The following is a 23,505-nucleotide window of genomic DNA, read 5'->3' on the forward strand; positions in this document are numbered from 1 at the left end:
GAAACAACCACATAGACAATAGAGGAACCAAGATGAAACTAACAGTACTCTTTATCAATTATTTGTTCCTGAGTTCGTCCTTTTTATTTGCGCAGGATGGAACGTTAGACTCCGGATTTGGCACTGGCGGAATAGTAACAACCTTCATCAATAATGCCACAGGAGCGGGAAGCGTTGTCATCCAACCCGATGGAAAGATTATAGTCGCGGGATATTGTCATAACGGTAGTTATGATGTCTTTGCAGTTGTTCGATACAACGTCAATGGATCGTTGGACAATAGTTTTGGTCCGGATCTGACTGGGATAGTAAAGACTTCGATAGGGCCGGCCAACGCGTATGCGTCCAGCGTCACCATCCAATCCGATGGAAACATTGTTGTTGCCGGACATGCATTGGGTTACGCTGGTACCAATGGAGATATTGCAGTCGTTCGATATACCAGCACCGGGGCATTGGACAACACATTTGGAACTGGTGGAATAGTGATGACTGCGGTCGGTCCAGTAGATGATATTGCAAACTGCGTCGCCATCCAGTCCGATGGAAAAATTATAGTTGCGGGATCCGCTCAAATGAGTGCTGAGCATAATTCATATGATTTCGCTGTGGTTCGCTATAACGGCGACGGAACGCTGGACGGTGGATTTGGTGCCGGCGGAAAAGTAACGACCGCGATCGGTTTAAACAACGAAGTTGCAAACAGTCTCGCCATCCAATCCGACGGACAGATTGTTGTCGTGGGAACGGTTCAAAACGCCAGTTCTACATCCAATGATATGGCGATCGTTCGTTATAACAGTGATGGAACATTGGACTTGGGATTTGGTACTGGCGGAAAAGTAACGACCGCGATCCCTTCAGCCGGCTCCTCTGCCTCCAGCGTTGCAGTTCAATTAAATGCAAAGATTGTTGTTGCAGGCGGCAGCGGCAGCGGTTATGCCGTCGTCCGCTATAACAGCGACGGAACATTGGACGGCACATTTGGTACCGGCGGAATAGCAACGACTGCTGTTGGTGAAGGAGGCAGTGGAGGCAGTATTGCCCTCCAACTGGATGGAAAGATCGTTGTTGCGGGGTCTGCTGTTAGCGGCAGCCATAATAATTTTGCGGTAGTTCGCTATAACAGCAATGGAACATTGGATACCGGATTTGATACTGATGGAATAGTAACGACCGCGATCGAAGCAATCGGCTCCTTTGCATCCAGTGTCGCTCTGCAATCCGATGGAAAGATTGTTGCTGCCGGTACCACCATCCATAGCGGTGGTGTGAGTATGGCGGTAGTTCGTTATAACGGTTCTTCGGGCCCTCTTCCGACAGAATTAGTACGATGGAGAATGCAAATCAGTGCTTCTATTTCATCGTATCAAGACAACGAGAATTTTGCCGGAGTCTCTGATATTGCTACCGATGGACAGGATGCATCATTTGATATACCGGAACCGCCGGCATCTCCGGGAAATTATGTCTCCCTCTATTTCCCTCATGCAGAATGGCACTCAAATACCGGCGATAATTTTGCCGACGATATAAAACTGAATACTGCTCTTGCCGATACTGTAAAGCGATGGTATTTCCAGGTCACATCCAATGTCCTCAATGATACAGTGACACTTACATTTATGAACGATAGAATTCCATCAGCATTTGGAAAATATTTCACCGACTTGAATACGGGAAAACGAATAAATCTCAAAAATACTTCTTCGTACAAATATTATAACACGTCTGCAATTGCACGATCGTTTATGCTGATTATTGGAGACAGCACCGCTCCATCATTAGCGCTTACAACACCAAACGGCAGCAACATCTGGCGAAGCGGAACAAGTAAAAATATTTCGTGGTTAACAAGCGATGAAACTGGAATTGATACAATTTTCGTGTATTCATCGTCAGATGCTGGAGCGTCATATTCATTATCAATGTCATTAGGTTTTGCGCAATCATACAATTGGAATGTTCCAAGCGAATATCTGAATAATAATTATTCTATAAAGATCATTGCCCGGGATTCGCTTGGCAATACATCAACCGTAAGATCAGCAAAAACATTTACCGTTGTTGGAGACAGTCTTGCGACTACAAATTCCCCCGGTTGGTCTTTGATTAGCGTACCGCTTACCCCAACGGATCCTACTACTTCCAGCATCTTTGATAATTCATCGTATCTCTGGTTATATCTGCCATCAACAGGATTCACGCAGCCATCACAAATAACACTTGGCAATGGCTATTTCCTTGGGATATTATCGCAAAAGAATTGGTTCGTCAAAGGTATGGCCAATGAGTCGGACAGCAGCACTCAAAATTTACAGCCCGGTTATAACATCATCGGCAACAATTTTGTCAGAAATGTTTCCAAGAATAATCTATTCTTCGCACAATCCGGCTCATACTACAACTTCAACTCCGCCGTCAGCGCCGGACTTATCAGCAATGCATTATATGGCTTTACATCATCGTCATATTCATCTGTAGATACGATGTCGCTGTTTTGCGGATATTGGATTGGCGTCTTGCAAAACGGTATTCAGTTAACACAAAAGCCAAATGTTTCAATTGTCACGCCGCTTGTAAAACAAGCGCAAATATTTGCTATGAATTGGGAATTACCGATAAAAGTATCCACCGCCTCGCAGACAGATGATATTGCAATGATTGGCATTAAGCAAAATTCAACGGCAGATTTTGATGCGGAATATGATGCGCCGCGCCCGCCAAGAAATCCGGGGAACAATTATCTTGAGATGTATTTCACTCATAAAGGCGGCAAGTACCCGGCAGTGCTTGGCAGTAAATATGCGAAAGACTTCAGAGATAGCTCCAATGCAAATTGGGACTTTACTATTGAAAATTCACAGAATGATGATATTACGCTTTCTTGGAATAATACATTGCTGGGAGGTTTGTCAAGAACGTTACAGTTTAGTCTTAAAGATAACAGTAGCGGGGCTCTTGTTGATATGGAACACGTTGGATCATATACATTCACTTATTCTACCCCACGTACGTTTTCAATAAATGCAAAAACAACAAAGGTAGAGAAGAACGAAAAAATACTTCCAGCAGAATTATCTCTTTCACAAAATTATCCCAATCCTTTCAATCCTTCAACGGTGATCAGTTATCAATTACCAATGAGCGGTCAAGTATCATTAATAGTGTATGATGCAATTGGAAGAGAAGTTGCTGCATTGGCGAACGAAGTAAAAGAAGCAGGAACATACTCGGTTCGTTTTGACGGCACTACACTTTCCAGCGGAATATATTTTGCGAAACTTACATCGTCAGGAAAAACACAAATGATAAAATTACTGTTGATGAAATAGTTTTTTAGTTGAACGTTTGCGCCCCGATGTCACTTCCGAAGGAGTCCTTTGGACCTGAGCAAAGTTGAAGGGTTGTCGGGACGCATTGTTCAACAGTCGTGATACAGAAGAAGAAAATGTAATATATCAAACAACGCACGCTCTCTTTGGAGGGCATCTTTATCAAATCTAAAGGGATACAGTCAATGAAAACAAAATTATTCAGTATCGTATTGATAGTTGCACTTACGACATCCATCTACAGTCAAAACATTACTAATACTCTTGGCGCAGGCGGAGTATTTTACATAAAAGACGCAACCAGCAATTTTTTTACCTTAACCCAATCAACCGGACAAGTCAATATTTTAAAGGGTTTACGGCTTGAGGTAACAGGAAATAGCGCAACAACCGGGGTAATATTTAAAGGAACGGATAGGTTTATTCACGATTATAAAGCGCCAGGAACAGACGGGTATAACATATTTATGGGAATAAATGCCGGTAATTTTACGATGAGTGGCACTAACAATGAAGCAAGTTATAATAATGCATTTGGTGAGTTGTCATTATCCTCTATTACAACGGGCTATACTAATTCCGCCTTTGGAAGCACGGCACTTCATAGCAATACCTCAGGGAATGGTAATTCCGCGTTCGGGATGAGTTCGCTTTTTGCCAATACCGGAGGACAAGTAAACTCAGCCTTTGGATTAAGTTCACTTCAGGCTAACACGACAGGTCACTATAATTCAGCATTTGGTTATGCTTCACTCTACAGCAATGAAACCGGCACGTATAATTCTGCCTTAGGTAGTTATTCTCTGATGTTTGCAACTGGTCACTTTAACACTGCATTGGGATCTAAATCAGGTTACAATGTTACAACCGGATTTAATCTCACCTTAATTGGATATGATGCTCAGCCGAGCGCCGGCACTGCAATGAATGAGATGACATTTGGAAATGGAGTTACTATACTTCGGTCTGGAACTTCAACAATTACCACGATATCCGATGCAAGAGATAAAAAAAATATTAAAGATTTAAATTTAGGAATTGATTTCTTAATGAAATTAAAACCAAGACAATTCAACTGGGATAAAAGAGAATGGTATGGCAGTAAAAAATCAGATGGGAGCAAAATGCAGAAGGCACCCACTGCTGGCTTTATAGCGCAAGAACTTGATACAGCACAGATGAGTGAAAATGCTGAATGGCTTAATCTCGTGTTGAAAACAAATCCAAACAAATTAGAGGCAACCTCAGGCAACCTTCTGCCAATTATTGTAAAAGCAATACAGGATTTGAAAAAAGAGAATGACGTATTAAAATCAAAAAATGAAATGTCTCAGGTTGCTAATGAGAATTTAAAGACTACCACCGATGAGTTAAAAAATAGACTAACCAAATATGAGAAGATGCAAATTCAATTAGCTGCTGAAATAGAAAAGCTAAAAGCAAATAATAATGAAACTACCAATGTGAGCCTGGGGACGAAATGAAAATTAAAATATATGGCCTTTTCACTCTTTTCATTTCTTCACTGATGTACTGCCAAAGCCAGAGTAATTCGAATTATAGTGCAGGTACAAACATCGATATCGGTGCCGGAGCAGATGTGTGTGCCGATGTGATTGCAGGAGCTGGGACCTATAGCGGAACCGGACACTTTTGCAGCGGTCCGTTACTTTTTGCACAGGAAGGGGCGCTGGATCTTACATTTAACTCAACAGGAAAAGTAGAAAACACTTCGCTTTCCGGAATGAAAAGTGTCGCAATACAAGCCGATCAAAAAATTGTTGTTGCAGGATATTCTAGCAATGGCACGAATGATGATTTTGCAGTAGTCCGCTATAACAGTGATGGAACATTGGACAATACTTTTGGCACGAGTGGAAAAGTAACAACTTCGATTGGTTCATACAATGATGTTGCGTACAGCATTGCCGTACAATCATCTGATCAAAAGATCGTCGTTACGGGCACTACTTCCAACGGTACTGATAATGATCTTGCCGTTATTCGTTACAACAGTAATGGAACATTGGACAACACATTTGGGACAAGTGGAATAATAACAGCGGTGATTGGCAATAGCGACAATCCAGGATACGGCGTCGCCATTCAATCAGATGGAAAAATTGTTGTTGCAGGATATGCTCATATCGGTTCGTATGATGATTTTGAAGTAGTCCGCTTTACCAGTGTTGGGACATTTGACAATACCTTTGTCACCAATGGGGTAGTAACGACCAATTTCGGTGCAGGAGCCGCTGTCGGAAACAGCGTTGCAATACAAACTGATGGAAAAATTGTTGTTGCGGGATATTTTAGTGGTAGCAATACTGCGGTTGATTTTGCGGTAGCTCGCTATAACAGCAATGGAACATTGGATACCGGTTTTGATACTGATGGAAAAGTAATGACCGCAATTGGTGCGGCCACGGATTGGGGAAACAGTGTCGCCATTCAATCCGATGGAAAGATTGTTGTTGCTGGATATTCAAATAATGGAACAAATGATGATTTTGCAGTAGTCCGTTATAACAGCGATGGATCTTTGGACACTGGATTTGATGGTGACGGAAAAGTAACGACCGCGATTGGTTCAGGAAGTGATTGGGGGTATAGCGTCGCCATCCAATTAGATGGAAAAATTGTTGTTGCCGGATTTACGTACAACGGTAGTAATAATGATTTTGCGGTAGTCCGTTATAACAGTGATGGATCATTAGATACTGCATTTGATACTGACGGAAAAGTAACCACCGATTTTGGTTCAGGAAGCTACGATGTGGGAAACAGTGTTGCCCTCCAAACCGACGGGAAGATTGTTGTGGCGGGGATGTCTCACGGCTACTATGGTGCATTAGTTCGTTATACTGGTTCATCCGGGCCGGTTGTTCTTCCGGTTGAACTTACTTCTTTTACAATCTCTGTTATCACTGGCCATGTTGTGCTGAAATGGAAAACTGCCACAGAAGTGAATAACTACGGATTTGAGATTGAACGAATGACCCCCTCCCAAACCCTCCCCCTTGTAGGGGGAGGGCAGGGTGGGGGTTGGAGCAAGATTGGTTTCGTTGAAGGTGCGGGAACAACCAATGCGCCGAAAGAATATTCATATTCCGATAAGAATATTTCTGTAGGAAAATATTCTTACAGATTAAAACAGATCGATCGCGATGGAAAATTTGAATATTCACAATCTGTTGAAATAATAGTCGGACAAACACCGAACGTATTCGCACTCGAACAAAACTATCCCAATCCATTCAATCCTTCTACGATGATAAATTTTCGGTTATCAACGAGCAATTTTACAATGTTGAAAGTATACGATGCGATTGGAAGAGAAGTAGCCACCTTGGTGAACGAAACAAAAGAGGCAGGATATTATTCTAAACCGTTTGACGGAACAAAACATTCGAGCGGAATATATTTTGTTCGGTTGCAAAGCGGTCATGAAGTGCAGCTGAAGAAAATGCAATTATTGAAATGATTGCCGAGCAAATATTTTCCGAAAAGTCCTGGAAGATGTTAGGAAAAGCTTAAAAAAATTTTCTATTGCAGATAAAAACATCTGATTGATAGAATTCAAAAAAAGAAAAGATTGTATTAAGACACTTATTTCAATTGCTATTGACTATATTATAGTATTGTCAAGAACCGGTGCCGATTAGAGGGGAATGGGCTTGTCATTTGTATCGTTAACCTCTGGTAGCGCGAAAGCGTAACAGAGGTTTTTTCGTTTTAGAACAGTATTAACTCCCTAGATTATTTGTCCGCACTCAACTCAGCTTCCGGTTAATGTAATTGTCATTTACAGTGTACAAAAGGAGTATGACTCATGAAAAATCTCTTCCTGGCTCTTTCATTTATACTTGCATTCACTGCCAATCTGCAGAGTGGAATTAAATATGTCACGGCTATTGGATCCGGCGCCGGCACCAGTTGGTCAGATGCCGCTTCATTCCAATCGGCCTTAACTGCTGCAACATCCGGTGACCAAATCTGGGTTGCAAAGGGAACGCATAAGCCAAGCTCTGCTTATGATTTAACAAATACTTCACGCTACTACCATTTTAGAATGATTAACGGAGTCGCAATATACGGCGGCTTTGCCGGGACGGAATCTGTCACAAGTCAGCGAACAAGCTATGGTGTTGGAGGAACAAACGAGACCATATTGAGTGGCGATTTAAACAATAATGGAAAGGATGATAATGATTGCTACCACATTTTCTATCATCCATCAGGTTTGAGTTTGACCAGTTCTGCAATTTTAGATGGCTTTACCATTAAAGGCGGAAATGCAAATGCAATTAGTAGTGACCCGCATTATCATGGCGGCGGAATGTATAATTCTTCTTCTTCTCCCACAATCACCAATTGTACATTCACATCTAACTCGGCTACTTACCAGAGTGGAGGGATGTATAATTGGGATGCCTCCTCTCCAACCATCACCAATTGTACATTCTCGTTGAATTCTGCCGGTACATACGGCGGTGGGATGATTAATCAAGCTGGATCTAATCCAATCATCACAAATTGTACCTTCTCATCGAATTCAGCCGGCACTGGTGGTGGTGGAATGTATAATAATGGATCTTCTCCAACCCTCACGAATTGTACATTCACATCAAATTCGGCTTCTAGTTTTGGTGGTGGGCTGGCTAATTCTACTTCTTCCTCAACTATCACCAATTGTACATTCAAATCGAATTCGTCGGCTAGCGGTGGTGGGATGTATAATTATCTTTATTCTGCAACACTCATCAATTGTGTGTTCACATCAAATTTGGCAACCACTGACGGTGGTGGGATGAATAATTATACTTCTTCTCCAACACTCACCAATTGCACATTCTCATTGAATTCGGCTACATACAGAGGTGGCGGAATGTTTAATTATTATGGTGGAGTATCTACTGATTATTCCTCTCCAACATTAAATAATTGCATTATTTGGGGAAATGTGGCTACAGATGGTCATGAATTCTTTATTTATGACGGAACAACTACACTGAATTACTCCTGTTATACAAATTTAGCTGGAGATATCTATATAAATACTGGAACATTTACTGCCACAAACAACAATATTACCACCGATCCTCAGTTTGTTGGTTCTTCAATTAACGCAACACATCCATATTCTATTCTTGGAACGTCATCCTGTGTCGATGTTGGCTACGATTCGTACAATTCTCAAGTATATGATATTCGCGGTGCAGGATATGCCAGAAAATCAGAAAAAATTGCCGGTGCAACCGGCACGATTGATATGGGTGCATATGAATATAAACTAAATGCTGATGCGCTTCCGGTCGAGCTTACTTCATTTGCTGCAAGTACAGCCGGTGTAGTTGTAACGTTACATTGGCAAACAGCAACGGAAGTAAATAATTTTGGGTTTGAAATTGAGAAGAGCAGAATACGGAATACAGAAGTCAATAGTCAGAATAAAGCAGAAGCGTGGGCAAGAGTCGGATTTGTGGAGGGAAACGGAACAACAAACGCGCCGAAAGAGTATTCATACTCCGATAAGAATATGTCTGTAGGAAAATATTCTTATCGTTTAAAACAGATTGACCGTGATGGGAAATTCACGTATTCACAATCTGTGGAAGTGACATTCGAACAATCACCCAAAGAATTCGCACTCAAACAAAATTATCCCAATCCTTTTAACCCTTCAACAGTGATCGGTTATCAAATACCAAACAGTAGTAAGATATCATTGAAAGTGTTTGATGCAATTGGAAGAGAAGTTGTAACGTTAGTGAACGAAGTGAAAGAAACGGGAACATACTCTGTTCGTTTTGACGGTGCTACGCTTTCCAGCGGAATATATTTTGCGAAACTTACATCGGCAGGAAAAACTCAAATCAGAAAATTACTGTTGATGAAATAAACAACATTCTGTACGTCCTATAATGCGAAGATGATAATGCCACCGTTTCAGGTGGCAAAAGTTTCGGTTAGACCAAATGAGTATTACACGTGAGTAACTTGCAAAAATCTTTGGCGGAAAAACCGTGTCAGTGAAGTTTTGAATGGGAAAAGAAAACTTTCATTTGCAATGATGAAAAATCTTCACAAACATTTAAATATTCCAGCAGCATCATTTTTCCAGCAAGATCAACCTGACCGGTTTTTACGAACTGGTTCCAGTCCGACATTCCATTTGTAAGAGCGTGCTTCATAATTGTTCGGTTTCATTGGAAGCTATCGAAAAAATCGACTTACGATTATCTTTTACTAAGTTCTCTGCAAGAAAAAATTGGGAATTCATGCCAGGGTTAAAATAAAATCGCCCTAATTCTTTCGAAAAAGGGCGACTCTGTGCTCGGGATCCCGCTATAAAACAGCGGGATGTCGCAATATTAAAAAATAACGATGCTTCACTGGACGGAATATCATTCAATTGTCATTTAAAAGTCAGAAGGCGTCCAAAGGACGCCTTCTGACTTTTATGTGCCCGGGACTGGACTTGAACCAGCACAGCCTTTCGGCCACAGGCTTCTGAGACCTGCGTGTCTGCCAATTTCACCACCCGGGCATTTTGGAACTAAAAAATGAAAGAACAAAACCAATTTTGGAGTCCCGATCATGCGTGTCTCTTAATCGGGACGACATCCCGCCTTGCTGAATGACCCGAATGCGGGACACCTCCCGGGCATTTTGGAACTAAAAAATGAAAGAACAAAACCAATTTTGGAATCCCGATCATGCGTGTCTCTAAATCGGGACGACATCCCGCCTTGCTAACTGATCCGAATGCGGGACAGCACCCGGGCATTTTGGAACTAAAAAATGAAAGAACGAAGCCAATTTTGGAGTCGCGATCATTGTGTTTCTTACATCGGGACGACATTCCACCTTGCTGATTTGCCGGGAGTGCGGGCCACCCGAGCATTAAATCTAAAATAATATACGAAGAAACCTTTTTCCTCACAAGCTGGTCAAAAGAATTAGGTATTTCCGTAACTTTTACTATTGTTATGCGTTAAAAGAGTATTCAATAAAAAGGAAAATCATATGAATTCATCTTCAATACTTCGACTGACACTTTTTGTTCTTCTCACCGCAGTTTTTGTTACAGGACTCATCGCATATTCAAATTCCAGAGGTTATTCAAAACACGAAACTGATTCGTTTGATTCGGACGTATCTTCATCGGCATCGGGTGCTGTTTCTGTAGATGATCGCAATCGTAAGTACGAAAAACTTTTTATCGTTCAAGAAGGAGGCGAAGTGAATGTTGAAGCGGATGCTGGAACGGTGAAGATCGATTCATGGGAAAAAAATGAAGTGAGCGTTGTTGTGGAGATTGAAGGGAGCGACAGTCGTGCGGAGAAGTATAAAGTGGAGTTTAGACAGGAAGGAAATATTATTTATGTCACCGGAAAAGTAAGAGACAAAGGTTTCTTCAAATGGCATGTTGGCGACCTTGAAGCATATTATACGATCTACACCCCCAAAAAATTCAATACCGTTGTGAAGACCAGCGGAGGGAATGTTGAGTCCAAGAATCTTATCGGTAAGGTTGATTATAATTCGAGCGGTGGGAATATCAAGGTTGAAAAAATTGATGGAGAAACAATTCTTTCTACTTCAGGCGGTAATGTTGATGCAATAGAAGTGAAAGGAGATATTGATGCAGAAACTTCCGGTGGGAATGTGTTCTGTGAAAATATTGTCGGAAATGTGAAAGGTTATACATCAGGCGGCGATGTAGAATTTGCCGGTGTTGATGGAAGAGTAAAAGGGGGAACATCGGGAGGCAATGTTACTGTAAAAGTTACCGGGGATAATAAAGGGATCGAAGTTGAAACATCCGGCGGCGATATTGATATTTTTGTGAAAAATGGAATTGGTGCCGATGTTGATGCTGAGACAAGCGGTGGGTCGGTCGATTGTGATTTACCGGTAACAGTTCGCGGAAAAGTTCGAGAGAGCGAACTGCATGGAAAAATTAACGGAGGAGGGAACCCGATTCGCGCAAATACTTCCGGCGGAAGTATCAGGATTGCAACGCTGAAATAATAATCAGTATCTATAAACAAGTATTTTTAAGAAAGGATGATCGTTGATCATCCTTTCGTTTTTTAACACCTTCCAGGTCTTAAAGACCCGGAAGGTGTTACGGGCTACGAATTGAATTTCAGGCGACTTTTCTTATATTCAATTATGGAATCTGCCATAATTCTTGGAATAGAAACATCATGTGATGAAACCTCCGTTGCCGTTCTTCGTGACGGAAAATTATTATCGAATATTATCTCTTCGCAGATCGTTCACGAACAGTACGGCGGTGTCGTTCCGGAACTTGCCTCGCGCGCACATCAAAAATTAATTGTCCCTGTGGTGAATGAGGCGATGGCAAAAGCTGAAGTGCGGAAAGAAGAACTTTCAGCAATCGCAGTTGCCGTTGGTCCAGGATTGATGGGATCACTTCTGGTTGGTGTGAATTTTGGAAAAGCGTTCGCATATGGATTGGGGATTCCTTTTATTGCCGTTAATCATATGGAAGCGCACATCTATTCCAATTTTATAGAGGATCCGACTCCGCGATTTCCTTTCCTAAATTTGACGGTCTCTGGAGGTCACACACAATTAGTATTATTGAAGGATGAATTTTCATACGAAATCATAGGCGAAACGAAGGATGACGCAGCGGGAGAAGCATTTGATAAGGTTGCGAAAATGTTACGATTAGGATATCCCGGCGGTCCACAGGTAGACAAATGGTCAAAGAAAGGAAATCCGACAGCAATAAAATTTCCACGACCATACGCAACGGAAAATGATTTTGATTTCAGTTTTAGCGGAATAAAAACATCGGTATTGTATTATCTTCGCGATCATAAATTACGAGATACGGAAATTCCCGAACAGCGTCTTGCAGATATTTGTGCAAGCTTTCAATCCTCCGTTGTTGATGTGCTTGTTCAAAAAACTATTCGTGCGGCAAAATATTTTTCGGTAGATGATATTTCCGTTGCAGGCGGAGTATCGGCAAATTCCCGATTGCGCGAAGAGATGAAAAGAGCTACTGATCAAAACGGTTTGAATCTCTTTATTCCAAAATTTGAACTATGCACGGATAATGGTGCAATGATTGCAGAAGTAGGTTACAGAAAATTTATTCGGAATATGGTATCTTCCATGAATATTACGGCGACAGCGAATTTAGAATTATGAACAGAATTACCTTAAAATTTCAAGAATATCGAACCTCCCAAAAAAATGCAGTTATTCCGTACATTACTCCGGAGTTTCCAATCAAAGGAGTCACCGTACCGCTAATTCTTGCTCTTGAAAAAGCAGGGGCAGCAATGATCGAAATTGGAATTCCTTTTTCTGATCCTCTCGCAGACGGACCGACTATTCAACACTCATCAGAAATTGCAATAAAGAATGGCGCTACACTTAGACGAGTATTGGAAGTTGTGAAAGAAGTCCGGACGAAAACTGAGATTCCGCTGATCTTAATGGGATATTACAATCCCATCTTGAATTATGGTGTAGAAAAATTTCTTGTTGATGCTAATTCTTCCGGTGTTGATGGATTGATTATCCCGGACCTTCCGCCCGAAGAGAGTGAAGAGTTCCGTTTGTTATGCAAAAAAAATGGATTAAGCAATATTTTCTTGATCGCACCCACATCATCGGATGGAAGGATACAATATATTGATGAACTTTCAACTGACTTTACCTATTGCGTTTCCATGACCGGCGTTACTGGTGCACGAAACTCGTTTGGCGGAAATTTTGATGAATTTTTAACACGCGTAAAAATGAATACCAAAAAACCGTTCGTGGTAGGATTTGGAATAAAGAGTAAGGAGCAAATCATTCAGATATCGAAAATGGCAAATGGCGCAGTGGTTGGTTCAGCGTTATTGCAAGCAATTGCAGATAAACGCACCATCGACGAAGTTACCGCCACTGCATCACAATTTCTTACTTCATTAGTGTAAATATGGATAACATTGAACATTGGCGAAATAAGATTGATGAGACAGACAAGAAACTTGTTGAGTTATTGAATGAGCGTGCTCTATTTGCTGATGAGATTGGTAAGATTAAAGAACAGCTGGGGATGGAAGCTTATTCTCCAAAAAGAGAAAAGGAAGTGTTGGAAAATATCATGAAGCATAACAAAGGACCTCTGAACGATCTTGCCCTTCGCCGATTGTTCGAGCGTATCATCGACGAATCCCGCAAACTTGAACGAGAGGCAATGAGTGAACGGAAGAAACCGAAGTAAACGTCTGTTATTACGTAGTGTTATTGGAGTTGTTATCGTTTGCCTGATTATCGGCGGAATCCTTTTTTACCTTCCCAACTCTTTCGACCAATCTCCCAAATTTATCACTGTCAGCAAAGGTCAATCATTTTCCAGTTTGGCAGATTCACTGGCTGATAAGGGAATTATTCTTAGCAGTTTTACTTTCAAACTTGCCGGGAAAATCATGGGGATTACACACAAGATGCGTGTAGGGAAGTATAGTTTTGTCAGCGGAATATCAAACAAAAATATTTTAGATGATATTGAAGGGGGGCTTTCAACGGTCAATTCCAATGTGGCTCTTCGCGAAGGAGTAAGAGCAAGGATTTTTGCACGGATCCTCAAACGTCACATAGGGATTGATTCCTCCCGTTTTATGCAATACTATCGCGACACATCTCTCATTGGAATATATCCACACAATGCGCAATCGATTGAAGGATATCTCATGCCAGACACCTATTCATTCTTCTGGCAGGATGACGAACTGGGAATTGTCCAACGGATGATCACGGAGTTCAGGGAGTTTTTTGTCGATTCACTTCAACAACGAATGCGATCACTTGGGTATGATCTTAATGATGTGATGACAATGGCATCTATTGTTGAAGGAGAAGCGGTCTATGACGATGAACGCCCTATCATTGCCGGTGTCTATTATAATCGTTTAAAGAAACGGATGCGGTTGCAGGCAGATCCAACTGTTTGGTTTGTTGTCTCTGATTCCTCAAAAAGATTAACAAGGAATAGTCTAAAAGTAGATTCGCGGTACAATACATATCTTTATTATGGATTACCTCCCGGCCCAATTAGCAATCCGGGACGACAATCGATCATCGCTGCGCTTTATCCCATGAAACACAATTTTATCTATTTTGTTGCGGATAATAATGGGCGTCATCGCTTTGCAAAAAACTATGAAGAACATCAACGAAATGTGAGATTATACCGTCGAGCTAGAGAATTAGCAAGGAATGGTGCAAAATAATCCTGTCTTGCAACTGCCCCTCACTTTTGTTATATTAATAATGTTATTTCACAATTAATTAAAGAAAGTACTACAATGAAAATCGATATTCACCCAGAATACAGAAAAGCGGTTGTTTCCTGCGTTTGCGGAAACACTTTTGAAACCCGCTCGACGATGGGTAACATCCATGTCGAAATCTGCTCTGCGTGTCATCCGTACTATACCGGGAAGCACAAACTGCTTGACTCTGCCGGTCGTGTTGAAAGATTCAACAGGAAGTATGCGAAGAAGACCGCGGCGCCAACAGCATAATATTTTTTTATGTTGAATATTTTGCGCCAAAGGCGCATCCGCCTCTGGCGGGAAAAACGGAATGTATCTTTTGATCATTCCGTTTTTTATTTTGCAACGGTATGTCACCACAGAGGACACTGAGTTCGCCGAGAACATTTATGAAATTGAATTCAATAACTGAAAAAATTATTGGATGTTGTATAGAAGTCCATAAATATCTTGGCCCTGGGCTATTGGAATCAACATATGAAGAGTGTTTGCTCTACGAATTGCATCAATCGGGATTATTTGTAGAACGACAAAAAGAAATTCCGGTTATGTACAAAACTGTTAGACTTGATTGTGGGTATAGAATAGATTTATTGGTTGAAAAAGAAATAGTGCTTGAATTAAAAGCAGTAGATAAAATTCTTCCAATACACGAAGCACAAATTTTAACATATCTTAAACTTTCCAAGAAATCAGTTGGCCTTTTAATTAATTTTAATTCACTGATTTTAACGAAAGGATTAAAACGTTTTGTAAATAATTTCAAGGATTGACTCTGTGCTCTCCGCGATCTCTGCGGTGAACTTTTTAAGCAACGCGTAGCACCTGAAAGGATTGTATGACTAAACAAATCTGTCTCTTCGAAGATATCTACCTTCCAAACCTACTTCCGCTCGTCTATTTCCGTCCGACATTTAACTTGCGTTGTGGTATTCTCTCACTGAAGGAGAAAGTGCAATACGCATATCCGAAAGCGGAAGTGAACCTGCACTGCCGTTCCTATATGGCGGATTATATGCGCTTGAGGAACCCCGGTCATGCGGTCAATGAGATTTCCGCAAAAGAAGTTCTCTTTATTAACGGCCGTACGATTGTGGATGAAAAATTTATGAAGATGATTCCACTCGATGGAGATTCCGATGTTGTATACGTAAAGGATGATACGGTGGTGGCAGCGCGTGTGAGCGGACCAAAATTAAAAATGTTAAAAAGCCATATGAATGGAATATTTTCCATTTCTGATTTTGACGGGCTTCATATTCAACAAGTGGATGTGAAGATGATCAGTTATCCGTGGGAATTGATCAAGCACAATGGCGATCAACTAAGGTCTGACTATGAAGTGTTAAAAAAATTGCACGGAAAGAAAAAAGCGAAATCAAAAAAATATCCCGGTGTATATATATTGAATGAGAAGAATGTCTTCATCGGGGAAGGATCGGTGATAAAACCTGGAGTAGTGATTGATGCTGAAAATGGACCAGTCTATATCGGGAAGAATGTTCAGGTGATGTCGTTCTCAACAATTATTGGCCCTTCGTATATCGGTGATGGATCGATTGTCAAAGTGGGGGCAAAGATTTATAGTGATTGCAGCATTGGTCCGGTGTGTAAGATCGGTGGAGAGATTGAAGCAACAATTCTTCACAGTTATTCTAACAAACAGCACGACGGTTTTCTCGGACATTCGTACCTTGGTGCTTGGGTTAATTGCGGTGCGGGGACTGTGACAAGCGATCTCAAAAATAATTACAGCACTGTGAAAGTGTATGTGAATGGCGAGCCGGTTGATAGCGGCATGCAGTTTGTTGGGGTAACGATTGGAGACCATTCGAAGACCGCGATCAATTCAACGTTCAACACTGGAACAGTCATCGGCGTTTCATCGAACGTATTTGGAACCGGATTCCCACCGAAGTATGTCCCTTCATTTTCTTGGGGTGCTGCGGGAGAAACGTTTACGACCTATAATATAGAGAAGGCGTTAAGTGTGGCTAATAAAGTAATGAATCGTCGAAAGATTGATCTGAGCGAACCAGAAGAGAAGCTTTTCCGAAAGATTTTTGATTTGACTAGTGATGAGCGAAGAAAACGAGGCATGCCGTTATAATTCATGCGATATATGATTCTGCATTAAATGTGTAAAATTACAATATGGAAAATCAACCAGAAGTTGTAGAAACAAAAGATGAACGCAAACAATTATTCAGTGGAGTGCGTGGTACATCGGTAAAACTTTTGAATCGTGTTGAAAGAACTGATTCTTATCTTGATAAACTACTCGAAGGGGAGCTGCGCTCCGGCGAACTGAATGATTTCGATAAGGCTTTATTAATGGAGATTGTTCATGGCGTATTACGCTGGCAATCTAAATTGGATTGGGTATTGAACGGTTTTTTCCATGGGAATTTCTCTAAAGCGGAAGTAACCGTTCGCAATACGTTGCGTGCAGCTCTGTATCAAATTCTATTCTTAGACAAAGTGCCGGATCATGCCGCTGTGAATGAAGCTGTCGAATTTATAAAGCGTATCCGCGGAGAAAAAGCAGCCGGACTTGTAAACGGTGTCCTCCGAAATATTATCAGAAATAAAGAGGGTATTCATTATCCCGACGTTCAAAACGATGCAGCGTTGTATCTCTCCACGATGTATTCATTTCCGCTCTGGATGGTGAAGCGATGGATGAATCGGTTTGGATTCTATGAGACTGAAAAATTGTTGGAAGCACAGAATCAAAAACCGGGACTGACGCTTCGGATCAACACAATGAAAACAACCATCGAAGATTTTCGGAAGATGTTCGACCTGCAAAACATTTCCTATGAAAAATCAAACTTCCTTTCAACGTTTATGCGAGCATCAAATCTTACGAACATCTCCAATTCCGAGATATTCCGGCGAGGTTTTTTTACTATTCAAGATGAAAGTGCCGGCCTTGCCGCCACGCTGCTTAATGTGCAACAGGGAGACCGTGTTATTGACCTATGCGCTGCTCCCGGAGGTAAAACGACATTCTTCGGTGAGGTAATGAAGAATCAGGGGACGATAATTGCTGTTGATAAATATCAGACCCGCCTGAATCTTGTGAAATCTTCATGCGACAGACTCGGAATCACGAATGTGGAATGTGTTGCTGCAGATGCGACTGAGTACCAAACGGAACTGGCAGATAAAATTTTGATCGATGCGCCCTGCTCCGGATTAGGTGTATTATCGAAAAAACCTGACATAAAGATAAAACGTGAAATGAGAGATATTAATGAGGTTGTGAAGATCCAAGAGCAATTATTGAATAATGCTTCGACCCTGTTGAAATCCGGGGGAGCAATTGTTTACAGTACTTGCACCATTGAACCCGAAGAAAATTTTAATGTCGTGAAGAAATTTCTGACGAATCATCCCGAATACGAAATTGACCAAGCATCAAAATATGTGGACGAGAAAATTGTATCTGCCGATGGGTTTATTGAGACTTTCCCGCATCGAAACGGGATTGACGGTTCGTTCGCAATTCGATTGATGAAACAATAATAGTATACTTGGCAAGTCGGCGTTAACGCCGACCTGCCATCATTTATTATGAGGAAGAATATGAAATATGATAATCTGTTTATTGATGAGTTAACGCGCATCCACGAAGCAAATACGTACAAATATGAGACTTCCTTCTCCACACCGCAAGCGGGCGAAGTGACAGTGAACGGCAAAAAAGTAGTGATGATGGCGTCCAATAATTATTTGGGGATGTCGAATCATCCGGTGGTGAAAAGAGCGGCGATTGACGCAATCAAAGAATACGGTTATGGAATGGCTTCGGTCCGATTTTTATGCGGAACACAAACAATTCATCTGGAGCTGGAAAAAAAGATTTCGAAATTCATCGGTACGGAAGCTACGATCCTTTTCTCTTCTGCTTTTGCCGCAAATAATGCCTTCTTTCCCTCATTGCTGAATGAAAAACTCGGATATGAAAATTATCGCGACGTTATTTATACGGACGGATTGAATCACGCCAGTATTATTGACGGCATGCGGCTCTGTAAAACAGAGACGACTGATAAAAAGATCTATAAGAATAATGATGTTGCTCAATTGGAACAGTTGCTCGAGACAGATAAAAATGCCGATTATCGGTTTAAGATCATCGCTTCGGATGGTGTGTTCAGCATGGAAGGAAGCTATGCACATGTCGATAAGTTGGTTGCGTTGGCGAACAAATATAATGCGATCTTATTTATTGACGACTGCCATGCAATCGGAGTTGTTGGCAAGACGGGTAGAGGAACACCGGAAAAATTCGGTGTTCTCAAAAAAGTTGATGTGTTGACCGGGACGTTGGGGAAAGCGATTGGTGGCGCGCTTGGTGGTTACGTAAGCGGGAGCAACAAATTAGTAGAATATCTCCGTCAAAAATCGCGTCCGTACACATTTTCAAACTCACTTCCACCTTCAGTTGTGATGGCAAGTATTGCAGCAATCGATCTGTTAACAAAAGACAGATCGATTGTGACTCGACTGCATGATAATACCGCCTATTTCAGGAAGGAAATTACATCGCTCGGTTTCCATATTCTTGAAGGAGATCATCCGATTGTACCGGTGATGCTTGGTGAAGCGACTGTTGCGCAGGAAATGAGCAAACAATTGCTCAAAGCAGGAGTGTATGTGAAAGGATTGTGGTTCCCGGTTGTTCCAAAAGGTGAAGCGCGCTTAAGGGTTCAGATCTCTGCGGCTCTTTCGAAGAAAAATATCGATCATGCACTTGATGCGTTTGAAAAAGTTGGCAAGAAAATGAAGGTTATTACATAGTCATCAAAATTATTAAGATTTTCAATATTACAAAATTCTTGCTGAAGAATATTCCAGACGATGATGTAATCTTGCAATCTTGCAATTCTGTAATCTTGAAATTTGATTTTCATGATCCATTCCAAACAACGTTACCTCTTTATTGATCTGCTCCGCTTCCTTGCCGTCGTGTTTATGATCCAGGGTCATACATTCGATGCGCTGCTGGATTTTAATCTTCGCTCAAACATTTTATTCTTTGCCCATGATTTTTTCCATGGCTTTATCGCACCGATGTTTCTATTCGCGTCGGGTGTAGCATTTGGCATTTCCACAATGAAAAAGTGGGAAGAACATATTGCACTGACAAAACATGTTGCCCGTCGATTCGGTAAATTTTTCGGTTTGATCGTAATTGGGTATGCATTGCATCTTCCATTCTTTTCTCTCAAAAAAATTCTCACGGAGGCAACGTCGTCTGATATCGCCATGTGGCTGCAGGTAGATGCACTCCATTGCATTGCTCTAACAATGTTGATTCTGCAATCGGCTGTCTTATTTCTCAAAGATGAAAAACGGTTTATATGGTTTACGATCGGATTTGCAGTGATCATCATTTTCCTCTCTCCTATTATTTGGACGGTCGATTTTACAAAAATTACTCCTCTGTGGTTTGCATCGTATATTAACGCTGGGAATAATTCTTGGTTTCCCATCTTTCCGTGGTCATCGTATATTCTCTGTGGGGTCATTTTTTCATCCATATTTTTGAATGCGAAAGAACACCACCACGCCGTCAATCTGATGCAGAAAACAGTTTCCATTGGCATCGTCTTGCTCATTGTATCCTTTATTGTTGTGAATTTACCGACACACATCTATCCGCTGCATGACGTTTGGAAAGTGAACCCATTGATTATCTTTGCACGTTTGGGATTTGTGTTATTGGTGACGAGCGGTGTCTTCTTTGCAGAACATTCCTATACGATCACGTCAAAAGTCCCTCAGATTATGGGACGTGAATCGTTGTTTATTTATGTTATTCATTTAATCATCTTGTACGGATCAGTAGTGAACAAAGGATTGCAGCATATCATTCTTCCGACATTATCTGTAATTGAAACATCATTTGTCTTTATTATTGTTTTTATTGCCATTTCATCCTTTACGTATGGATGGTACCATTTAAAAAAACATTTTAACAAAACGGCTATGGCCGTACGAATTGTTGTTGCTGCGACGTTCATTTTTTTATTTTTAACCAGGCCTTATTGATGGGAAAACAAAAATCTCGTTTTGTCTATATCGATCTCCTGAGGGGATGGGCTGTTATCGTTATGATCGAAGTTCACGTGTTCAACGCGTTCTTGATCCCCGTCATCAAGGAAGAACCGTGGTTCAAAATATTGAATTTTGTAAATGGACTGGTTGCCCCATCATTTCTTTTTATTGCCGGATATTCCTTTGTGCTGATCGCGCAACGAAAATGGAACGATTATCTTGCATATAGTCCTGTCTTTTGGAAACAGTTGGGAAGAATCCTTCAAGTGTTGGCGGTTGGATACGCGTTGCATTTGCCCTTCTTCTCATTCAATAAATTACTCAATATTTCCTGGGAAGAGTGGGGTGTTTTTTGGAAAGTGGATGTTTTGCACGCCATCGCTGTTTCGTTGCTGGTGTTGCTCGCTCTTGTGTTGATCGCTCGTACACAGAAGAAATATTTTTTTGCTGTTGCTCTGCTTGCATTTGCAATGATCTTCGGCTCGCCATGGATGTATGATAGGAATATCGATCATATCATGCCGGAACAGCTTGGAAACTATTTCACGGCAGCTCACCGGTCACAGTTTCCATTGTTTCCGTGGATGGGATTTGTATTGTTTGGCGGATTAACGTCGCAACTGCTTGTCTGGTGGAAAGAGACGATGGAGGAGCAAAAGATCTTTACGCGCTTTTTTGTTGCGGGAATAGTGTTGATCATAGGATCGATCATTGCCGATCTGCTGCCCATTGTGATTTTTCCGGAACACAATTTTTGGCGAGCAAGTCCCGGATTCTTTTTCATCCGTATGGGAATTGTGCTAATATTACTCTCAACATTATGGATTTGGGAAAAGACCGCTAAGTCCGGCAGATCACTGGTAAGTGTTGTTGGTTCGGAATCGCTTGTTGCGTATGCCGGACATCTGTTAGCGATCTATGGAATGTTTTGGGACAATAAGAGTCTTGCATTCATTATCGGAAAAACAAAAACCGTTCCTGAAGTGATGATGATGGCGGCAGTATTGATTGCTGCAACCATGGGAGTTTCTTATGTCTGGAATCGCATCAAAAATTGGAGTATGTTCTATGCACGAGTGATGATGTATTCCATCCTTGTTGTTGTCCTCTATATTTTTTTTACAAAACCTTTTTAATATGGATGTTATTTTTCTAGTTATTGGATTAGTTGTTGGTGCTGCTGCCGGTTGGTTAGTTTCAAAATCAAAATATCAACAGCCGTTGCCGTTTACCAAAGAGCAATTTGATGCCGCCCAGGCAGAAATATCCCGGGTGAAGATCGAATCTGCCCAATTTCAAGAAGCAATGAACCGATTGGAACGATCGTTGGATGAAGCGAAGACTTTTCTAGAAACCGAGCGTGCAAAATCCCTTCTAATGACCAGCCAGCTTTCCGAAGCACTTACAGAGAATAAGAACCTTTCGGCGAGAATGGAAGAGCAGAAGAAGGAATTGGAACAGATCAATGTCCGTTTGACGACAGAATTCAAAAATATTGCTAATACCGTTCTGGAAGAAAAGAGTAGATCGTTTACGGAACAAAATAAGACCTCGCTTGATTCCATTCTTAATCCATTGAAAGAGAGGATTGAAGAATTCAAAAAACAAGTGGAGACAACGTATGAAAAGGAATCGCGGGATACGTTAAGTTTAAAAGATGAAGTGAGGCGACTGGCAGAACAGAATATTCGTATCAGTGATGAAGCGAATAATTTGACCCGTGCGTTAAAAGGAGACACCAAGACCCAGGGAAATTGGGGAGAGTTCATTCTTGAAAAAATCCTTGAGCGATCCGGATTGGAGAAAGACAGGGAATATAAACTTCAAGTCTCTACAAAAAATGTTGATGGAGATACGATCCGTCCGGATGTTGTTGTATTTCTCCCTGATAACAAGCATATCATTATTGACTCCAAGGTTTCTCTGACTGCATATGAAGCACTTGTCAATGCAGAGAATGATGAGGAACGAGAACAGTTCAAAAAGGAACACATCGCTTCATTGAGAAGTCATTTGAAGCTGCTCGGTGATAAGAATTATCAAACTGCTGAATCGTTGAATTCACCGGAGCTGGTACTGATGTTTGTTCCCATCGAAGCATCTTTTGGCATTGCTGTTCAAGCTGATCGGGAGTTGTTCAGTGTTGCGTGGGATAAAAAGATTGTCATTGTTAGTCCTTCAACTCTTCTCGCTACATTAGTAACAATCTCATCAATCTGGAAACAAGAGAAGCAGACAAAAAATGCAATAGATATTGCTCAGCGTGGCGGAGCGCTTTATGATAAGTTTGTCGGATTTATCGAAGATATGAAAGATGTCGGGAAGCAATTGGATAAATCAAAGGATGTCTATAAAGATGCAATGTCAAAGTTATATGAGGGGAAAGGAAATATTGTCCGCTCAGTTGAGACTTTAAAGACATTAGGTGCAAAAACAACGAAATCAATAGATCAAAACCTTATCGAACGAGCGGATATTGACTAAAAGTAATCTCAAAAATATATCTGTCGCCATCCTGAGCGGAGCGAAGGATCGGGTAGTAGATTCAAATTCTTCATTCCGATAAACCACATTGGATTGAAGAATACTTATGTTTTTGAGATACTTCTAGAACTTGAATGTTACACTGGATTTTTCTACTTTTACTATAGCAAACAGCACTCATCTTCTAAAGCACTTCAAACAGGAGAACGATCAATCGCAGATTTGATACAGAACTATTAACAGCGTGTAGGCGCATTGGTTGTTTTCACAATTCACATTTCTCAAAAATCACACTTTGA

General features: G+C 41.2%; 18 protein-coding genes and 1 tRNA gene. 17 read left to right on the top strand and 2 right to left on the bottom strand.

Annotation, left to right across the window (positions count from 1 at the left end):
* Positions 1-32: 32 nt before the first annotated feature.
* The 4 genes from WDA22_01925 to WDA22_01940 all read left to right on the top strand — a co-directional run bounded on the left by WDA22_01925 (position 33) and on the right by WDA22_01940 (position 9,237).
* Positions 33-3,335, top strand: coding sequence for a T9SS type A sorting domain-containing protein (locus WDA22_01925; protein MFA5832210.1), 3,303 nt, complete (start codon positions 33-35; stop codon positions 3,333-3,335).
* 185 nt (positions 3,336-3,520) lie between these two features.
* Positions 3,521-4,819, top strand: coding sequence for a tail fiber domain-containing protein (locus WDA22_01930; protein MFA5832211.1), 1,299 nt, complete (start codon positions 3,521-3,523; stop codon positions 4,817-4,819).
* Positions 4,816-6,819, top strand: a complete 2,004-nt coding sequence (locus WDA22_01935; protein ID MFA5832212.1) for a T9SS type A sorting domain-containing protein — start codon at positions 4,816-4,818, stop codon at positions 6,817-6,819. The genes WDA22_01930 and WDA22_01935 overlap by 4 nt, the downstream gene beginning before the upstream one ends.
* A gap of 348 nt (positions 6,820-7,167) precedes the next feature.
* Complete coding sequence (locus tag WDA22_01940; GenBank protein ID MFA5832213.1) at positions 7,168-9,237, top strand: T9SS type A sorting domain-containing protein; 2,070 nt, start codon at positions 7,168-7,170, stop codon at positions 9,235-9,237.
* 127 nt (positions 9,238-9,364) lie between these two features.
* On the opposite strand, the gene WDA22_01945 is transcribed toward WDA22_01940, so the two are convergent.
* Both WDA22_01945 and WDA22_01950 read right to left on the bottom strand, forming a co-directional pair.
* The gene (locus WDA22_01945) at positions 9,365-9,529 is read right to left on the bottom strand and encodes a hypothetical protein (GenBank protein ID MFA5832214.1); all 165 of its coding nucleotides are present in this window, start codon (positions 9,527-9,529) and stop codon (positions 9,365-9,367) included.
* A gap of 272 nt (positions 9,530-9,801) precedes the next feature.
* A tRNA-Leu gene (locus WDA22_01950) sits at positions 9,802-9,885 on the bottom strand.
* 479 nt (positions 9,886-10,364) lie between these two features.
* Between WDA22_01950 and WDA22_01955 the strand changes: the two genes are divergently transcribed.
* The 13 genes from WDA22_01955 (at position 10,365) to rmuC (ending at position 23,206) form a co-directional block, all read left to right on the top strand.
* Positions 10,365-11,372, top strand: a complete 1,008-nt coding sequence (locus WDA22_01955; GenBank protein ID MFA5832215.1) for a DUF4097 family beta strand repeat-containing protein — start codon at positions 10,365-10,367, stop codon at positions 11,370-11,372.
* 144 nt (positions 11,373-11,516) lie between these two features.
* Complete coding sequence (gene tsaD / locus WDA22_01960; GenBank protein MFA5832216.1) at positions 11,517-12,530, top strand: tRNA (adenosine(37)-N6)-threonylcarbamoyltransferase complex transferase subunit TsaD; 1,014 nt, start codon at positions 11,517-11,519, stop codon at positions 12,528-12,530.
* Positions 12,527-13,309: a tryptophan synthase subunit alpha gene (gene trpA, locus WDA22_01965; protein ID MFA5832217.1), complete on the top strand. Its 783-nt coding sequence runs from the start codon at positions 12,527-12,529 to the stop codon at positions 13,307-13,309. The genes tsaD and trpA overlap by 4 nt, the downstream gene beginning before the upstream one ends.
* 2 nt (positions 13,310-13,311) lie before the next feature.
* On the top strand, positions 13,312-13,599 hold the full coding sequence (locus WDA22_01970; protein MFA5832218.1) for a chorismate mutase: 288 nt from the start codon (positions 13,312-13,314) through the stop codon (positions 13,597-13,599).
* Entirely contained in the window at positions 13,577-14,608 is a 1,032-nt protein-coding gene (gene mltG / locus WDA22_01975) for an endolytic transglycosylase MltG (protein ID MFA5832219.1), read from the top strand. The genes WDA22_01970 and mltG overlap by 23 nt, the downstream gene beginning before the upstream one ends.
* 75 nt (positions 14,609-14,683) lie before the next feature.
* Complete coding sequence (rpmE, locus tag WDA22_01980; GenBank protein ID MFA5832220.1) at positions 14,684-14,902, top strand: 50S ribosomal protein L31; 219 nt, start codon at positions 14,684-14,686, stop codon at positions 14,900-14,902.
* Between the two features lie 140 nt (positions 14,903-15,042).
* Positions 15,043-15,426 (top strand): GxxExxY protein, encoded by a 384-nt coding sequence (locus tag WDA22_01985; protein MFA5832221.1) that lies wholly within the window; start codon positions 15,043-15,045, stop codon positions 15,424-15,426.
* Between the two features lie 65 nt (positions 15,427-15,491).
* A complete protein-coding gene (locus tag WDA22_01990) occupies positions 15,492-16,763 on the top strand; it encodes a GlmU family protein (protein ID MFA5832222.1) in 1,272 nt (423 codons plus the stop codon).
* Positions 16,764-16,807: 44 nt separating this feature from the next.
* The gene (gene rsmB / locus WDA22_01995) at positions 16,808-18,184 is read left to right on the top strand and encodes a 16S rRNA (cytosine(967)-C(5))-methyltransferase RsmB (protein MFA5832223.1); all 1,377 of its coding nucleotides are present in this window, start codon (positions 16,808-16,810) and stop codon (positions 18,182-18,184) included.
* Positions 18,185-18,244: 60 nt separating this feature from the next.
* Positions 18,245-19,462 (top strand): glycine C-acetyltransferase, encoded by a 1,218-nt coding sequence (locus tag WDA22_02000; GenBank protein MFA5832224.1) that lies wholly within the window; start codon positions 18,245-18,247, stop codon positions 19,460-19,462.
* Between the two features lie 111 nt (positions 19,463-19,573).
* Positions 19,574-20,716 (top strand): heparan-alpha-glucosaminide N-acetyltransferase domain-containing protein, encoded by a 1,143-nt coding sequence (locus WDA22_02005; GenBank protein MFA5832225.1) that lies wholly within the window; start codon positions 19,574-19,576, stop codon positions 20,714-20,716.
* The gene (locus tag WDA22_02010; protein MFA5832226.1) at positions 20,716-21,858 is read left to right on the top strand and encodes a heparan-alpha-glucosaminide N-acetyltransferase domain-containing protein; all 1,143 of its coding nucleotides are present in this window, start codon (positions 20,716-20,718) and stop codon (positions 21,856-21,858) included. The genes WDA22_02005 and WDA22_02010 overlap by 1 nt, the downstream gene beginning before the upstream one ends.
* 1 nt (position 21,859) lies before the next feature.
* Complete coding sequence (gene rmuC / locus WDA22_02015) at positions 21,860-23,206, top strand: DNA recombination protein RmuC (protein ID MFA5832227.1); 1,347 nt, start codon at positions 21,860-21,862, stop codon at positions 23,204-23,206.
* Positions 23,207-23,505: the final 299 nt, after the last annotated feature.

This window comes from Bacteroidota bacterium (assembly GCA_041658205.1).
Classification (GTDB): Bacteria; Bacteroidota; Ignavibacteria; order UBA10030; family UBA8401; genus UBA8401.

Coding starts and splice junctions, on each gene's coding strand:
- WDA22_01940 (MFA5832213.1), top strand. CDS start 7,168: ATGAAAAATCTCTTCCTGGCTCTTTCATTTATACTTGCATTCACTGCC.
- WDA22_02010 (MFA5832226.1), top strand. CDS start 20,716: ATGGGAAAACAAAAATCTCGTTTTGTCTATATCGATCTCCTGAGGGGA.
- tsaD (MFA5832216.1), top strand. CDS start 11,517: ATGGAATCTGCCATAATTCTTGGAATAGAAACATCATGTGATGAAACC.
- trpA (MFA5832217.1), top strand. CDS start 12,527: ATGAACAGAATTACCTTAAAATTTCAAGAATATCGAACCTCCCAAAAA.
- rpmE (MFA5832220.1), top strand. CDS start 14,684: ATGAAAATCGATATTCACCCAGAATACAGAAAAGCGGTTGTTTCCTGC.
- WDA22_01930 (MFA5832211.1), top strand. CDS start 3,521: ATGAAAACAAAATTATTCAGTATCGTATTGATAGTTGCACTTACGACA.
- WDA22_01990 (MFA5832222.1), top strand. CDS start 15,492: ATGACTAAACAAATCTGTCTCTTCGAAGATATCTACCTTCCAAACCTA.
- WDA22_01935 (MFA5832212.1), top strand. CDS start 4,816: ATGAAAATTAAAATATATGGCCTTTTCACTCTTTTCATTTCTTCACTG.
- WDA22_01970 (MFA5832218.1), top strand. CDS start 13,312: ATGGATAACATTGAACATTGGCGAAATAAGATTGATGAGACAGACAAG.
- rmuC (MFA5832227.1), top strand. CDS start 21,860: ATGGATGTTATTTTTCTAGTTATTGGATTAGTTGTTGGTGCTGCTGCC.
- WDA22_01955 (MFA5832215.1), top strand. CDS start 10,365: ATGAATTCATCTTCAATACTTCGACTGACACTTTTTGTTCTTCTCACC.
- WDA22_01985 (MFA5832221.1), top strand. CDS start 15,043: ATGAAATTGAATTCAATAACTGAAAAAATTATTGGATGTTGTATAGAA.
- rsmB (MFA5832223.1), top strand. CDS start 16,808: ATGGAAAATCAACCAGAAGTTGTAGAAACAAAAGATGAACGCAAACAA.
- WDA22_01925 (MFA5832210.1), top strand. CDS start 33: ATGAAACTAACAGTACTCTTTATCAATTATTTGTTCCTGAGTTCGTCC.
- WDA22_01945 (MFA5832214.1), bottom strand. CDS start 9,529: ATGAAGCACGCTCTTACAAATGGAATGTCGGACTGGAACCAGTTCGTA.
- WDA22_02000 (MFA5832224.1), top strand. CDS start 18,245: ATGAAATATGATAATCTGTTTATTGATGAGTTAACGCGCATCCACGAA.
- WDA22_02005 (MFA5832225.1), top strand. CDS start 19,574: ATGATCCATTCCAAACAACGTTACCTCTTTATTGATCTGCTCCGCTTC.